The organism is Kribbella sp. NBC_00359 (assembly GCF_036097425.1).
GTDB lineage: Bacteria > Actinomycetota > Actinomycetes > Propionibacteriales > Kribbellaceae > Kribbella.
Map to the genome: position 1 here is coordinate 6,850,290 of NZ_CP107975.1, position 13,793 is coordinate 6,864,082.

Below are 13,793 nucleotides of genomic sequence, written 5' to 3' on the forward strand. Positions count from 1 at the left end.
CCAGCCCCTCGGATGAGGTATGGTTTACCCCGTTCACCTCTTCGGAGGGGAGCAGCGGGCTGTGGCCTAGCCGGGTAAGGCGCCGGTCTGGGGGACCGGAGATCCCGAGTTCAAATCTCGGCAGCCCGACGTAAAAGAGGGGCACCGATTCTGTCGGTGCCCCTCTTTACGTTGTCCCCATGAACACCACGGGGGATACGCGAACCTGGACTGACGAGCACTTGCGTGTGGCAGTAGAGGGCAACCATTCCTGGCGTGCGGTCGCACGCGCTCTGGGCTTGAAGGGGACGTCTGCCGGCGTCGTCCGGACCATCAAGCGGCATGCCGGTCGCCTCGAACTCGACACCTCGCACTTCACCGGGCAACGTCGGTGGTCCGACACCCAACTGCGGCAGGTCATGCTCGGGGCGACCTGCTGGGCTGACGTGCTCACCGGCCTGGGCGTCGTCGACAACGCCGAGAACCGGGTTCGGGTCAAGGGGCATTCTGCTCGGCTGGGCCTGGACTGCACGCACCTGAGGACGCCGCAAGCCGCATCGCCAGCAGGCGAGGTGTTCGATCAGCCGTTCCGGCCGGAGCTGCTCCGGTATGCGGCTTCGGCTGTGGCGATGGCCTGGTTCAGCCTGCGTGGCTGTGCCGTCGCGTTGCCGATCGAGCCTCAGGAGTACGACCTGCTGGTGACGACCCGGACGGGCATCCAGCGTGTGCAGGTGAAGACGTGCGCAGCCCGCGACAGCAAGGGCCGTTGGCAAGTCGGAGTGGGCCGGCGTCCCTATGTCCTCGACAAGTCAGCCGGCAAGATGCCTTACGACCCCGATTCGCTTGATCTGTTCTTCATCGTCCTCGGCGACGGCAGCATCTATGTCATCCCGAGTTCTGTCCTGGCGGGCAGAGTCGGCATCGACGCGGCAACCTACGCGCGGTTCCGGGTAGGTGATGCTTCGAGTCTGATGCAGTGAGGCATCGGCTTCGGCCGATGCCTCACGGGTCGGTCAGTGGACGTCGGCTAGTTGTTTGGGCTGTTCGGGTACGTGGAGGGATTCGCCTTCGATGTCGACCTTGGGGGTGATGCGGTCGAGCCAGCGGGGGAACCACCAGGCTCGGTCGCCTAGGAGGGAGAGGACTGCCGGTACGAGGGTCATGCGGACTACGAAGGCGTCGATGAGGACGCCGATCGTGAGGCCGAAGCCGATCGCTTTGATGATCGGGTCGTGGACCATGATGAAGCCGGCGAAGACCGACGCCATGATCAGGGCCGCCGCCGTCACCACGCGGGCGCCGTGGCCGAGGCCCTCGATGGTTGCCTCGGTCGCGTGTTTGCCGTGCACGAACTCCTCGCGGACCCGGGACACGATGAACACCTCGTAGTCCATCGCCAGCCCGAACAGCACGCCCAGCATGATGATCGGCAGGAAGCTGACCAGCGGCCCGGGGGAGTCTACGCCGAGCAGGTTCGCACCCCATCCAAGCTGGAACACCGCGACCGTGATGCCGAACGTCGCCCCGACCGTGAGCACAAAGCCCAGCGTCGCCTTGAGCGGCACGAGCACCGACCGGAACGCCAGCAACAACAGCAGGAACGACAGCCCGATGACAACCAGCAGGTACGTCGGCAATGCGTTGGCCAACTTGTTCGACACATCGACCCCGACCGCGGTGTTGCCCGTCACCGAGATGCTCGCGTCACTGGTCGCCAACGGCTGCACCGCCGTCCGCAGGTTCTTCACCAGCTCCGAGGTCTCCTGACTCGCCGGTCCGCTCTTGGGGATGACCTGCAACAACCGCGTCGATCCGTCCGCACTGGCCGGCCCGGGCTGGGCCGCCACGACATCCTTCAGCCCTTGCGACTTCGCGAGTACCTGCTTGACCAGCGCATCGGACGTCGCCGGGTTGTTGCTCTTCACAACGACGACGAGGGGACCGTTCGCGCCCGGCCCGAAGGCGGCCGCGGTCAGGTCGTAGGCGACCCGCTGGTTCGTGCCGGCGGCAGCCGAGGCGCCGTCCGGCAGCGCGAGCTGCATGTCCTTGACCGGAATCGCCAGCAACCCGAGCCCGAGGATGCCAACGGCAACGATCGGGACGCGGAACCTGGTCACGAGCCGGCCCCAACGGAAGCCGAAACCTTCCTTGACCGGAGCGGCCGTCGGCGCCTTGCGGATCTTGCGGGGGAGCACCCGGTTCCCGACGAATCCGAGCATGGCCGGCAGCAGTGTCAGCGCGACCAGCACCGCGGTGAGCACAGTCGCCGCGGCCGCCAGGCCCATCGCGGTCAGGAACGGTACGCCGACCACACTCAACCCGGCCAGCGCGATCACCACCGTCGCGCCGGCGAACAGCACCGCCGACCCCGCGGTCGCCGTCGCTCGCCCGACCGACTCCTCCGGATCCATGCCCTGGGCAAGCTGTGTCCGATGCCGCGAGCTGATGAACAACGCATAGTCGATACCCACCGCGAGTCCCAGCATCAACGCCAGGATCGGCGCGGTCGACGACACATCCACGAACGCGGTGACCAGGAACAGCCCCGCCATCCCCGCCAGTACTCCGAGGAGCGCGGTCAGCAACGTCATCCCGGCCGCGACCAGCGAACCGAACGTGACGACCAGTACGACGGCCGCGACTGCGACCCCGATCACCTCGGTGGCTCCGATCTCGGGTACGCCGCCGGCCACCTGGCCGCCCGGGACCACCCGAAGATCCCCGGTGCTCAGTCCGCTGAGTCCGTCGTACGCGGTCGTGCTGTCCTTGGAGAGCTCGTCGGCGGGCTTGTCGAACTGCACGCTGATCAGGCCGGTCGTGCCGTCGGGGCTGATCGCCTTGCTGGTGAACGGATCGATCGCGGCGATCACCTCCGGCACCTTCGCGACCTTGCCGACCGTCGCGCCGACGGCCGCCTTCACCGCCGGATCCGCGAGCGTCTTGCCGTCGGGTGCCTTCACCACGACCGTGGCTGAGGCGCCGCTCGCCGCGGGCAGTTCCTGCTTGAGGGCGTCGAGCGCGCGCTGCGACTCGGTGCCCGGGATGGAGAAGGTGTTCGCGGTCTTGCCGCCGAGCGTCAACGCGCCGACACCGAGCAGGACGAGGAACAACGCCCAGACGGCGGCGACGAGGCGCCGGCGCTGGTAGGAGAACCGGCCGAGCCGGTACAGCAGATTGGCCATCGGGAGTGCGTCCGTTTCGAGTCGGTACGTGCGTGCAGGGGAGACCGTCCGTCGGACGGGATCGGTTCAGGCGCGTCTGAGCAGCCGGCGCAGGGCGATGTCGCAGAGTCTTCGGAGCTCGTCGTCGGTGCGTTCGCCGGGATGCCGGCACTCGCCGAGCAGGCCGTTGACGGCGAACTTGGCCAGGTCGTGTTCGAGCGGGTCGTCGGAGCCGGCCAGGTACCTGGTCATCCTCATGCCGTCCGCGACCAGTCCGGCGATCTCGGGCATCTCCACGATCACCGGGATCACGTCCTGGAGGACGTCGATGACGCCGCGGTGCACCACGGCGAGGTCGATGAAGCGCTGGATGGCGAACTCCTGCGTCTCCGCCTGGGGGAGCGCGTCGGCCGCCGCGATGAGCTCGGCCAGATCGGCGGCGGCTGGCTCCAGGACGGCCGCCAGGACCGCGGGCTTGCCGCTGAAATGGTAGAGCACCGTCGCCTTCGAGCAGCCGGCCGCGGTCGCGATGTCCTGCAGTGACGTCGCGTTGTAGCCCTTGGCCTGGAACAGGTCCATCGCCTGCCGCACGATCTCGTGCCGGGTCCGCTCCCGGGCGGGGGTGGTGACTGCCATGTCAGCCATCATCCTGACCGATCGGCCAGTTTTCAACCGATCGGTCAGGATTGTGGCTCGGTTCACGCGATGGCCGGGGCTTGCTCGCGGTGTAATGATGTAATTCGGGAGGCAGAACCATGGCTGATGAGATTGCCGGCGACGACGTATTGGATGCCTACTCCCGAGTGGTCTCGGGCGTGGCGGAACACCTCATCCCGCGGGTGGCGAGCCTGCGGATCCACAGCCGGCGCGGCGACTCGTCGGGATCGGCGGTCGTGCTGACTGGCGACGGGCACCTGCTGACCAACGCGCATGTCGTCGGCGAGGGCGAGCAGGCGAACGCCGAGTTCGCGGACGGTACGACGGCGCAGGCCCGGGTGGTCGGGGTCGACCGGCTGTCCGATCTCGCCGTACTGCGAGCCGACCGGGAGATCCCGGATCCGCCGGAGTACGGCGACGCGGATCACCTGAAGGTGGGGAACCTGGTGGTTGCCGTGGGCAACCCATTGGGGCTGGCCGGGAGTGTGACCGCCGGCGTGGTGAGTGCTCTCGGCCGTTCGCTGCCGGTGCGGAGCGGGTCGGCGCAGCGGATCATCGAGGACGTGATCCAGACCGACGCGGCGCTGAACCCGGGCAACTCCGGCGGTGCACTTGCCGACGGCAACGGCCGGGTCGTCGGCATCAACACGGCGGTGGCCGGCATCGGTCTCGGGCTGGCCGTCCCGATGAACCAGACCACGCGCCGGATCATCTACTCGCTCCTGCATGACGGCCGCGTCCGCCGCGCGTACCTCGGTCTCGTCACCACCCCCGCGCCGCTGCGGCCCGCCCTGGCCGAACGGTTCGACCAGCGCACGGCTCTCCGCGTCGTCGAGGTGATCGCGAACAGCCCCGCCGCCGACGCCGGCCTTCGCCCGGGCGACCTGGTCCTGGCTGTCGACGGCGCTCCGCTCCGCGACGCTCAGTCCCTCCAACGACTTCTCTTCGCCGACGCCATCTCCCGCCGCACCGAAATCACCGCCATCCGCAACAACGCCCTCGTGGACGTCATAGCCCATCCCACCGAACTGACCGATCGCTAACTCAGTTCGGCGCGGAGGAGGACGCCGGTGCCGGGTTTGAGCGGGGCGCGGGGGAAGGTGAAGTCGCGGGTGACCTCGGTGAAGCCGAAGCTCTGGTGGAGGTCGAGGATCGGGCCGTTCGCGAGGTTCGCGAAGTAGTAGACGGCGTCGGCGCGCTCGGCCGTCCAGCGGATGCGTTCGGTGGTGAGAAGCTCGCCGATGCCGTGGCGTCGCCAGTTGGGGGACACGATCAGACCGACGAGGTAGTAGCCGGTGGGGGCAGTGGTTGGTGGATCGTCGGGGGAGATCTCGTGGTGGATCACGGCGGCGTAGCCGACCACTTCAGTCCCGATGCAGGCGACGACGGAGTAGCGGGTCGGATCGTGGAGGTCGGACAGCAGGCGGCTTCGGCGCTCCGCGACGGGTCCGCCGGTGCGCGAGACGATCAGTTCAGCGCAGGCGTCGAGGTCGTCGGCGCCCATCGGACGGATCTCGACCGGACTGTCAGGGACCTGCCGGCCGGCGTCCGGCTCGTATTCGGCGAAGTTGGTCACGACGGCAGCCTAGGATCTGCCGGATGGAACAGTTGGTGCGGGCCAAGGAACTGTACGAGCGAGCGATCTTCAACGGCGAGTACGACGGACTGCCGCAGGCTGACCGTGAGCTCGACGCGGTCGAGGCCGCGTTGCTGATCGGTCGTGGCCGGATCATGCACGGCCAGTACCTGGAGACGCGGATCGAGGTCCCCGAGGAGTTGCCGGCCTTCGAGCGAGCGGCCGACCTCTATCGGGCCCTGGGCGACGAGCGCGGCGAGGCCGAAGCCCTGTTCTGGATCGGCTGCTTCCACCAGGTCGTCCGCGACGACAACACGTCCGCCGGCCCGCCTCTCACTGTTGCGAGCGAACTGGCCAGAAAGACCGGCGACCAGCTGACCCTCTCCTACGCCCTCCGCCACCTGGGCATCGCGGCCCACACGGGCGGCGACCTCGACCAGGCCCGCTCGTTGCTCGAGGAGTCCACCGCTCTCCGCCGTACCCTCGGCTTCACGGCAGGTGTGGCCGCCAACCTCGTCGGCCTCATCTACCTGGCCGCCGCACAAGGACGATCCGACGACGCGCAGGCGCTGGCTGATGAGGCGGCTGCCCTGGCCGCTTCAGTGGGAGCCGTGCTGATCAGTGCCCAGATCGAGGCGGCCCGCTCGGGGATCTAGCGACTCACCAGCCGCGTTCGCGCCATTCCTTCAGGTGGGGGCGTTCGGTGCCGAGGGTAGTGTCGGAGCCATGGCCGGGGTAGACCCAGGTCTCGTCGGGGAGGTCGGCGAAGAGTTTGGTCTCGACGTCGTTGATCAGGGACGTGAAGCGCTCGGCGTCACCCTGGGTGTTGCCGACGCCGCCGGGGAAGAGTGAGTCACCGGTGAAGAGGTGCGGTGGGCCGTCCGGGTCGTCGTACACGAGGGCGATCGAGCCGGGTGTGTGGCCGACCAGACGGATGACGCGCAGGCTGCACTGGCCGACGGCGATGTGGTCGCCGTCGTCGACGAGTTGGTCGGTGGGGACCGGGATGCCCTCGGCGTCGTACCGGCCGGCGACAGTGGTGGCGCTGGTCCGGGCGACGACCTCGGCGAGCGCCTCCCAGTGGTCCTGGTGGCGGTGGGTGGTCACGACGCGGGCGAGCCCACCGTCGCCGATCAGCTTGAGCAGCGTGTCCGCGTCGTTGGCGGCGTCGATCAGCACCTGCTCGTCGGTCTGCCGGCAGCGCAGGAGATAGGCATTGTTGTCCATCGGGCCGACCGCGACCTTGGTGATCATCAACCGGGCCAGCTCGTGTGTCTGAGCCGGTCCGCCGACCTTGACGTTCCCGTGGTACTCCGGCATGCGCCCTCCCTGGAAGTCGTGAACAGCCCCGATCCTTGCACTCCTGCGACCGTCCGGTCATCTCGGGGCCGACTTGCATGAACCACCGCCCGCGATCGAATATACTTTCGAAGCGGCCGGTGCGGTCGGGCGTCCTCCGGGCACCTCGATCCGCCGCCGGAAGTTTTTGTCGGTGGGCCTCGTTAGCATGACCGGGCATGCCCTGGATACCCTCGAGAACGGCTGAGAGTGAGCTTGTGTCTGACCGTCTGATCGTGCGTGGAGCGCGTGAGCACAACCTGAAGGACGTCTCGGTCGACCTGCCCCGGGACGCCATGATCGTCTTCACCGGGCTGTCCGGGTCCGGCAAGTCCAGCCTGGCCTTCGACACGATCTTCGCCGAGGGCCAGCGCCGGTACGTCGAGTCACTGTCGGCGTACGCGCGGCAGTTCCTCGGTCAGATGGACAAGCCCGACGTCGACTTCATCGAGGGCCTGTCCCCGGCCGTCTCGATCGACCAGAAGTCCACCTCGCGGAACCCGCGCTCCACCGTCGGCACGATCACCGAGGTGTACGACTACCTCCGCCTGCTGTTCGCCCGGGCCGGCCGCCCGCACTGCCCGGAGTGCGGCGAGCCGATCGCGCGCCAGACGCCGCAGCAGATCGTCGACCGGGTGCTGGAGCTCGAGGAGGGCACTCGCTTCCAGGTGCTGGCCCCGGTCGTCCGCGGCCGCAAGGGGGAGTACGTCGACCTGTTCCGCCAGCTGAGCGGTCAGGGGTTGTCCCGGGCCCGCGTGGACGGCGAGACGATCCAGCTCACCGACCCGCCGAAGCTCGACAAGCAGAAGAAGCACGACATCGATGTGGTCGTCGACCGGCTCGCGGTGAAGAGCTCGGCCAAGCAGCGGCTGACCGATTCGGTCGAGACCGCGCTCGGTCTGGCCAGTGGTCTGCTCGTGCTGGACTTCGTCGACCTGCCGGAGGACGACCCGCACCGCGAGCGCCGATTCTCGGAGAAGCTCGCCTGCCCGAACGACCACCCCCTCGCCATCGACGAGCTGGAGCCACGGTCGTTCTCGTTCAACTCGCCGTACGGCGCCTGCCCGGTGTGCACCGGTCTCGGCACCCGGATGGAGGTCGACCCGGAGCTGCTGATCCCGGACCCGTCCAAGTCACTCGACGAGGGCGCGATCCAGCCGTGGTCCGGGCAGAACGTCTCGCAGTACTTCGAGCGTCTGCTGGCGGCGCTGGCGAGGGACCTGAAGATCAAGACGAGCACGCCGTTCGGCGAGCTGCCGGCGAAGGCCAAGAAGTCGCTGCTGACCGGCCACGACAAGCAGGTCCACGTCTCGTACCAGAACCGCTACGGCCGCGAGCGCTCGTACTACACCACCTTCGAGGGTGTGATCCCGTACGTCGAGCGACGGCATGCGGAGGCGTCGAGCGACACCGGCCGGGAGCGCTTCGAGGAGTACATGCGCGAGGTCCCCTGTCTGGCCTGCAACGGCGCCCGGCTGAAGCCGATCTCGCTCGCGGTCACCCTGGGCGGTAAGAACATCGCGGAGATCAGCGCGATGTCGATCGACGAGGTGCACGGCTTCCTCACGCAGATGGAGCTGTCGCCGCGGGAGAAGCAGATCGCCGAGCGGGTGGTGAAGGAGATCGGCGAGCGGCTGCGGTTCCTGCTCGACGTCGGCCTGGACTACCTGGCGCTGAGCCGGCCGGCGGGTTCGCTGTCCGGTGGCGAGGCGCAGCGGATCCGGCTGGCGACCCAGATCGGCTCGGGGCTGGTCGGCGTTCTGTACGTGCTCGACGAGCCGTCGATCGGCCTGCACCAGCGGGACAACCGGCGGTTGATCGAGACGCTGGTCCGGCTGAAGGAGCTGGGCAACACGCTGATCGTCGTCGAGCACGACGAGGACACCATCGACCACGCCGACTGGGTGGTCGACATCGGCCCGGGTGCCGGTGAGCACGGCGGCCAGGTCGTCGTGTCGGGCACGGTCGAGGACCTGCGCAACCACCCGGACTCGATCACCGGCCAGTACATCTCCGGCCGCCGGGAGATCCCGATCCCGCCGGTCCGGCGACCGCTGACCGAGGGCCGCGAGCTGACCGTGTACGGCGCCCGGCAGAACAACCTGCAGGACATCGACGTGACCATTCCGCTCGGGGTGTTCGTCGCAGTGACCGGGGTGTCCGGGTCGGGCAAGTCGACGCTGGTCAACGACATCCTCTACACCTCGCTCGCGCGGCAGATCTACGGTGCCCGGGCGGTGCCGGGCCGGCACACGAAGATCTCCGGGATGGAGCTGGTCGACAAGGTCATCCACGTCGACCAGTCGCCGATCGGCCGGACGCCGCGGTCCAACCCGGCGACGTACACCGGCGTCTGGGACCACGTCCGCAAGCTGTTCGCGGACACGCCCGAGGCGAAGGTCCGCGGGTACCAGCAGGGCCGGTTCTCCTTCAACGTCAAGGGCGGCCGGTGCGAGGCCTGCTCGGGTGACGGCACGCTGAAGATCGAGATGAACTTCCTCCCGGATGTGTACGTGCCGTGCGAGGTGTGCCACGGCGCCAGGTACAACCGCGAGACGCTCGAGGTGCACTACAAGGGCAAGACGGTCGCGGATGTGCTGGACATGCCGATCGAGGAGGCGTCGGAGTTCTTCGCGGCGATCCCGGCGATCTCGCGGCATCTGACCACGCTGGTCGAGGTCGGCCTCGGGTACGTCCGTCTCGGGCAGCCCGCGCCGACGCTGTCCGGTGGTGAGGCGCAGCGCGTGAAGCTGGCGTCCGAGCTGCAGCGGCGGTCGACCGGGCGGACGGTCTACGTGCTCGACGAGCCGACGACCGGTCTGCACTTCGAGGACATCCGCAAGCTGCTCGGTGTGCTCGGCGGCCTGGTGGACAAGGGCAACTCGGTGCTGGTGATCGAGCACAACCTCGACGTGATCAAGACCGCCGACTGGATCATCGACCTCGGGCCGGACGGCGGTCGCCGCGGCGGCACGCTGGTCGCGGAAGGTACGCCGGAAGAGGTCGCGGCGAACCCTACGTCGTACACGGGTGAGTTCCTGGCGGAGATCCTCGAGGGTCGCGCCGCCAAGCCGAGCGCGAAGCAGCAGGCCGCCACCGCTAAGCAGCAGGCCGCCACCGCTAAGAAGGCGCCCGCCAAGAAGACTGCGGCGAAGAAGACGGTAGCCAAGAAGACCGTTGCCAAGAAGGCGACTCCGGCGAAGCAGGCGCCGGCGAGGAAACGGGTCGCCGGCGCCTCACCGGGTCAGTAGCTCACCGGCCGAAGACCTGACCGAACAGATGCCGTAGCCACGTCCGGCGGGGTTGCGGCTTCAACGCAGACGGCAGTACGACGGTCGGCGGCGTCGCCAGCGTGACCGGAACCTGCACCAGCCGATCGCCCTGCAGCCAGAAGAGGTCCGGGCAGCACTGGTCCGGCGCGTCGCGGTAGCTTTCGACGACGAACCGCGCCAACGCGTCGGCCTGATCCTGTCCGGCGTCGGCGCCGCAGTAGGCAACCATGCTCAACCGCGGCACCCCGACCAGCACCCCCGCCCCCAGGGAGGACGCCGGCAACAAGTCTTCCCGGGCGACGACAGCCATCGATACCAGCGGATCGCCGTCCCGGCTGAGCACGGTGAAGCCGTCGTGCTCAACCGGCTCCAGGTCCGTGATCTGCGCCAGACTCAATCGCACTGGCGACGGCACACCCGGATCGCCTAGCCCGAGCATCGATCGCCGTACGACGGTCAGTCGCCGCAGCTCTGCGCCGGTCTGGATGAACACCACCACCTCGAAGTGTTCGCCGAACGGGATCAACGCGTCCGCGACCGGTCCGGCCGTCCGTGCCGACCAGCCGCGCTGCACGAGCACAGCACGCTGCCGCTCGGCGACGTCGCCGTAGCGATGTTCCTCGGTGGCAAGTTCACCTTCGGCGACCACGGCCCGCAACCAAGCCTCGATCTGTTCCGGCCACCGTTGCTGTGGTACCTGAAGACATCGGTCGACGATCTCGCCGACGCCGACGACGGCGGACATCTGCAACGCGCCACGCCCCCAGCCGACCTCGACCGTACGCTCCTCGGTGTCGACGACACAGCCGGGCAACCACATCGGCGCGAGATCCGCGATCACTTCGACGACAGCGAAACTCTCGCTCGTGCTTGTCATGTCTCGACCTCTGCCACCACTGAAGTGTCTCGCGCATCCGTTCCAGAAGCAGGACGAAATCCCCCCGCGTCCGCGGGCTGGTCACTCGCGGGCTGGTCAGCGGAGGCAACCCTAGTGGGCGGGCCGGAGTGTGCACCACCCGGCGCGATGATCCAGTTGGTGCCCCGCGCGGGCGGCCGGCCGCCTCCGAGTAGCCGCGACGGTCACCCGCGCGACCAGCTGATTCACAGCAAACTCTCAAACTGCGGTTGAATCCGGCGCTGGTTGAACCGATCGGATGATCCGGTCGTTTGACCCGGTATCGGCCCGGTTTGGCAGGGTCGGCTACACAGAAGCAAAGCGTTCAACTACTTCGACCGGCAGCTCCTGGAGGTCCAGATTCATGAGCGATGACACGATGGCACCAACCACCCCGCAGCAGACCCCGGCGGGGGACAACCTGCGCGACCGGAGGTCGGTGCTCCGCTGCGCGGCAATCGCCGCCCTCGCGGGTGCCAGCGCACCGATCCTTGCGGCCTGCGGCGGCAGCGACAACGCCGGCGGGGACAGCGGCGCCAGTTCCGCACCCGCGACCGGCACGAGCTCCGCCCCGACCAGTGCACCGACCAGTACGGCGCCGTCCTCGAGCGCGCCGGCGAGCACCAGCGGGGGCACGGTCCTCGGCCCGGTGTCCGACGTACCGGTCGGTGGCGGCAAGGTGTTCTCGGACGCCAAGGTCGTGGTGACCCAGCCGACCGCGGGCCAGTTCAAGGGCTTCTCCGCGATCTGTACCCACCAGGGCAACCCGGTCGGCTCGGTGCAGGGCGGGCAGATCGTCTGCCCGTTCCACAACAGCCACTTCAACATCACCGACGGCAGCCCGGTCAGCGGACCGGCGCAGTCGCCGCTCCCCGCGGTGAACGTCGCCGTACAGGGCAGCAACATCGTCCAGTCCGCCTGAGCACGAGCGAAGGGCCCGGCTGTTGCCGGGCCCTTCGGGTTCGGGCAGTCGTCAGTTCTGGGCCGGGTCGACCTTGCCGACGAACAGCAGCTTGTTCGGCGAGCCGGTGCCCGGGTCGCCCACCTTGTCCGGCGTCGACGCGCCGACCAGGGCGGTCGCGACATCGGCCGGCGTGGCGTCCGGGTGGTCGGCCAGGTAGAGCGCAACCCCACCGGCCACGTGCGGCGTGGCCATCGACGTACCGCTCATCTTGGCGGTCGCCTCGGGGTCGGTGATGCCGACCGATGTGATGTCGACGCCCGGCGCGAACAGGTCGACGCACTTGCCGAAGTTGGAGAACGTCGCCTTCTTGTCCTGGTCGTCGGTCGCGCCGACGGTGATCGCCGAAGGCTCCCGGGCCGGTGAGCCCTGGCAGGCGTCCGCGCTTTCGTTGCCAGCGGCAACGGCGTACGTGACGCCGGAGCCGACCGAGGCCTTCACCGCCGCGTCCAGCGCGTCGTCGGCGCCGCCGCCCAGGCTCATGTTCGCCACCGCGGGCTTCTTCGCGTTCTTGGTGACCCACTCGATCCCGGCCACCACGGACTCGGTCGAGCCGGAGCCCGAGCAGTCGAGCACCCGGACGCCGTACACGTGGGCGCCCTTGGCCAGGCCGTACGTCGTACCGGCGATGGTGCCGGCCACGTGACTGCCGTGCCCCATGCAGTCGACGCCGTTCTGGCCGTCGCCGACGGTGTCGGTGCCGACCGACGCGCGATCGCCGAAGTCCTTGTGTGCGGCGTAGATGCCGGTGTCGATCACGTAGACGTTCACATTGTCCGCGGTGGTGGACGCCTCGTACTTCTTGTCCAGCGGCAGGTCACGCTGGTCGGCCCGGTCCAGGCCCCACGGCGGGTCGTCCTGCGCGACGGTGATCTTCTGATCCTGCTGGACGTAGGCCACCCGCTTGTCGCCGGCCAGCTTCTTCGCCTGGTCCGCGCTCATGCTCGCGGAGAAGCCCTTGATCGAGGCGTCGTACTGGTCGCGCACCTTGACGTCGTAGCTGGTCGCGAGGCCGGCGTTGGTGGCCCGGGTCTCGGCCTGCGAACGCCGGCCCGCGAGTACGACGATGTAGCTGCCGGGGATCGCGGCCGGGCTGCCGGCGCCGCGGATGGTGACGGCGGCCGTCTGCGACGCGTCACTGTCGGCCGCGGTGGCGACGATCCCGGTGACGGCGAGAGCGGATGCGGCGACCGCTCCGAACACGGCACGCGGTCTGCGAATTCTGGGGGACATGGGCGGAACTCCCTCGAGTCAGCGCAAGGCCCAGTTGCCTCACGCAAAGGTCCTGCACGTCTACCCTGGGTGACACGCTAGGACTCCCGCTCATCCCAACCGGGGGTCAAACCAGCCTTATGAGACAACCCGCAACACGACCGCAACGTTTACTGCGTTTGCCGCGCCTGGAAGTTGACGTGCTTGCGGACGGCGAAGTCGTAGGCCTCCTGGAGCAGGGGCAGCAGGGGAGTGGCGTCGGCGGGCGAGACGATGCAGACCCAGTGCTGCGAGGCGTAGAAGGGGTGCGGCATCAGGGTGTCGCGGGCGGTGTAGTCATGGCCTGAGTCGAGCACCCAGTCGGCGTCGCGCTCGGTCGGCACCGCACCGAACAACGAGGTGTACGTCGCCTTGGTCAGGCCGATGTTGAGTCGCCAGGCGCCGGGGTCGTCGAGCCGCGACACCTTCTCGTAGTGGTCGCCGGTGACGATGGTGGCGAACGGCTGCTGCCGCTCCGGCGGCAGGTCCGCGGCCGGGTCGTACAGGTAGAACAGATCGTGCTCTGCATTTTGGGACAGCTCATCGCGCTCTGCATTTTGGGACAGCTCATCGCGTCCGGGGGCCTCGAGCACCCGGATGCCGTCGTACGCGCGGATCACCTGATCCATCTCTTCAACAGTCATGCCTTCAAGTGTGTCATTGAAGTCGCGATTGAGACTTCGGCGGAATTCCGGATTTGTCG

General features: G+C 68.3%; 12 protein-coding genes and 1 tRNA gene. 6 read left to right on the forward strand and 7 right to left on the reverse strand.

Features of this window, described 5'->3' with window-relative positions:
* Nucleotides 1–55 precede the first annotated feature (55 nt).
* Nucleotides 56–129, forward strand: a tRNA-Pro gene (locus OG876_RS33300).
* Nucleotides 130–278: 149 nt separating this feature from the next.
* Complete coding sequence (locus tag OG876_RS33305; RefSeq protein WP_328520650.1) at nt 279–959, forward strand: group I intron-associated PD-(D/E)XK endonuclease; 681 nt, start codon at nt 279–281, stop codon at nt 957–959.
* 33 nt (nt 960–992) lie between these two features.
* Here the strand turns inward: OG876_RS33305 and OG876_RS33310 are convergent, their stop codons facing one another.
* On the reverse strand, nt 993–3,161 hold the full coding sequence (locus OG876_RS33310) for an MMPL family transporter (protein ID WP_328520651.1): 2,169 nt from the start codon (nt 3,159–3,161) through the stop codon (nt 993–995).
* 66 nt (nt 3,162–3,227) lie between these two features.
* The gene (locus OG876_RS33315) at nt 3,228–3,776 is read right to left on the reverse strand and encodes a TetR/AcrR family transcriptional regulator (RefSeq protein WP_328520652.1); all 549 of its coding nucleotides are present in this window, start codon (nt 3,774–3,776) and stop codon (nt 3,228–3,230) included.
* A gap of 119 nt (nt 3,777–3,895) precedes the next feature.
* On the opposite strand from OG876_RS33315, the gene OG876_RS33320 reads away from it, so the two are divergent.
* Nucleotides 3,896–4,840, forward strand: coding sequence for a S1C family serine protease (locus OG876_RS33320; protein ID WP_328520653.1), 945 nt, complete (start codon nt 3,896–3,898; stop codon nt 4,838–4,840).
* Here OG876_RS33320 and OG876_RS33325 read toward each other — a convergent pair.
* Complete coding sequence (locus OG876_RS33325) at nt 4,837–5,373, reverse strand: GNAT family N-acetyltransferase (RefSeq protein WP_328520654.1); 537 nt, start codon at nt 5,371–5,373, stop codon at nt 4,837–4,839. The two genes, OG876_RS33320 and OG876_RS33325, sit on opposite strands and share 4 nt — an antisense overlap.
* Before the next feature lie 23 nt (nt 5,374–5,396).
* Between OG876_RS33325 and OG876_RS33330 the strand changes: the two genes are divergently transcribed.
* Nucleotides 5,397–6,029: a tetratricopeptide repeat protein gene (locus OG876_RS33330; protein WP_328520655.1), complete on the forward strand. Its 633-nt coding sequence runs from the start codon at nt 5,397–5,399 to the stop codon at nt 6,027–6,029.
* 4 nt (nt 6,030–6,033) lie between these two features.
* Here the strand turns inward: OG876_RS33330 and OG876_RS33335 are convergent, their stop codons facing one another.
* A complete protein-coding gene (locus OG876_RS33335; RefSeq protein WP_328520656.1) occupies nt 6,034–6,693 on the reverse strand; it encodes an MBL fold metallo-hydrolase in 660 nt (219 codons plus the stop codon).
* Between the two features lie 236 nt (nt 6,694–6,929).
* Here OG876_RS33335 and uvrA point away from each other — a divergent pair, with 236 nt between their 5' ends.
* Nucleotides 6,930–9,962 (forward strand): excinuclease ABC subunit UvrA, encoded by a 3,033-nt coding sequence (gene uvrA, locus OG876_RS33340; RefSeq protein ID WP_328520657.1) that lies wholly within the window; start codon nt 6,930–6,932, stop codon nt 9,960–9,962.
* 1 nt (nt 9,963) lies between these two features.
* Here the strand turns inward: uvrA and OG876_RS33345 are convergent, their stop codons facing one another.
* Nucleotides 9,964–10,860: a hypothetical protein gene (locus OG876_RS33345; protein WP_328520658.1), complete on the reverse strand. Its 897-nt coding sequence runs from the start codon at nt 10,858–10,860 to the stop codon at nt 9,964–9,966.
* Nucleotides 10,861–11,242: 382 nt separating this feature from the next.
* Here OG876_RS33345 and OG876_RS33350 point away from each other — a divergent pair, with 382 nt between their 5' ends.
* The gene (locus OG876_RS33350; protein WP_328520659.1) at nt 11,243–11,800 is read left to right on the forward strand and encodes a Rieske (2Fe-2S) protein; all 558 of its coding nucleotides are present in this window, start codon (nt 11,243–11,245) and stop codon (nt 11,798–11,800) included.
* A gap of 51 nt (nt 11,801–11,851) precedes the next feature.
* On the opposite strand, the gene OG876_RS33355 is transcribed toward OG876_RS33350, so the two are convergent.
* Nucleotides 11,852–13,072 (reverse strand): S8 family peptidase, encoded by a 1,221-nt coding sequence (locus OG876_RS33355; protein WP_328520660.1) that lies wholly within the window; start codon nt 13,070–13,072, stop codon nt 11,852–11,854.
* 149 nt (nt 13,073–13,221) lie between these two features.
* Entirely contained in the window at nt 13,222–13,734 is a 513-nt protein-coding gene (locus tag OG876_RS33360; RefSeq protein ID WP_328520661.1) for a DUF6194 family protein, read from the reverse strand.
* Nucleotides 13,735–13,793 lie beyond the last annotated feature (59 nt).

Excerpts from the sequence above, each read along its gene's own strand:
- OG876_RS33310 (WP_328520651.1), bottom strand. The coding sequence starts at position 3,161 with ATGGCCAATCTGCTGTACCGGCTCGGCCGGTTCTCCTACCAGCGCCGG.
- OG876_RS33350 (WP_328520659.1), top strand. The coding sequence starts at position 11,243 with ATGAGCGATGACACGATGGCACCAACCACCCCGCAGCAGACCCCGGCG.
- OG876_RS33355 (WP_328520660.1), bottom strand. The coding sequence starts at position 13,072 with ATGTCCCCCAGAATTCGCAGACCGCGTGCCGTGTTCGGAGCGGTCGCC.
- OG876_RS33315 (WP_328520652.1), bottom strand. The coding sequence starts at position 3,776 with ATGGCAGTCACCACCCCCGCCCGGGAGCGGACCCGGCACGAGATCGTG.
- OG876_RS33335 (WP_328520656.1), bottom strand. The coding sequence starts at position 6,693 with ATGCCGGAGTACCACGGGAACGTCAAGGTCGGCGGACCGGCTCAGACA.
- OG876_RS33320 (WP_328520653.1), top strand. The coding sequence starts at position 3,896 with ATGGCTGATGAGATTGCCGGCGACGACGTATTGGATGCCTACTCCCGA.
- OG876_RS33360 (WP_328520661.1), bottom strand. The coding sequence starts at position 13,734 with ATGACTGTTGAAGAGATGGATCAGGTGATCCGCGCGTACGACGGCATC.
- OG876_RS33345 (WP_328520658.1), bottom strand. The coding sequence starts at position 10,860 with ATGACAAGCACGAGCGAGAGTTTCGCTGTCGTCGAAGTGATCGCGGAT.
- OG876_RS33330 (WP_328520655.1), top strand. The coding sequence starts at position 5,397 with ATGGAACAGTTGGTGCGGGCCAAGGAACTGTACGAGCGAGCGATCTTC.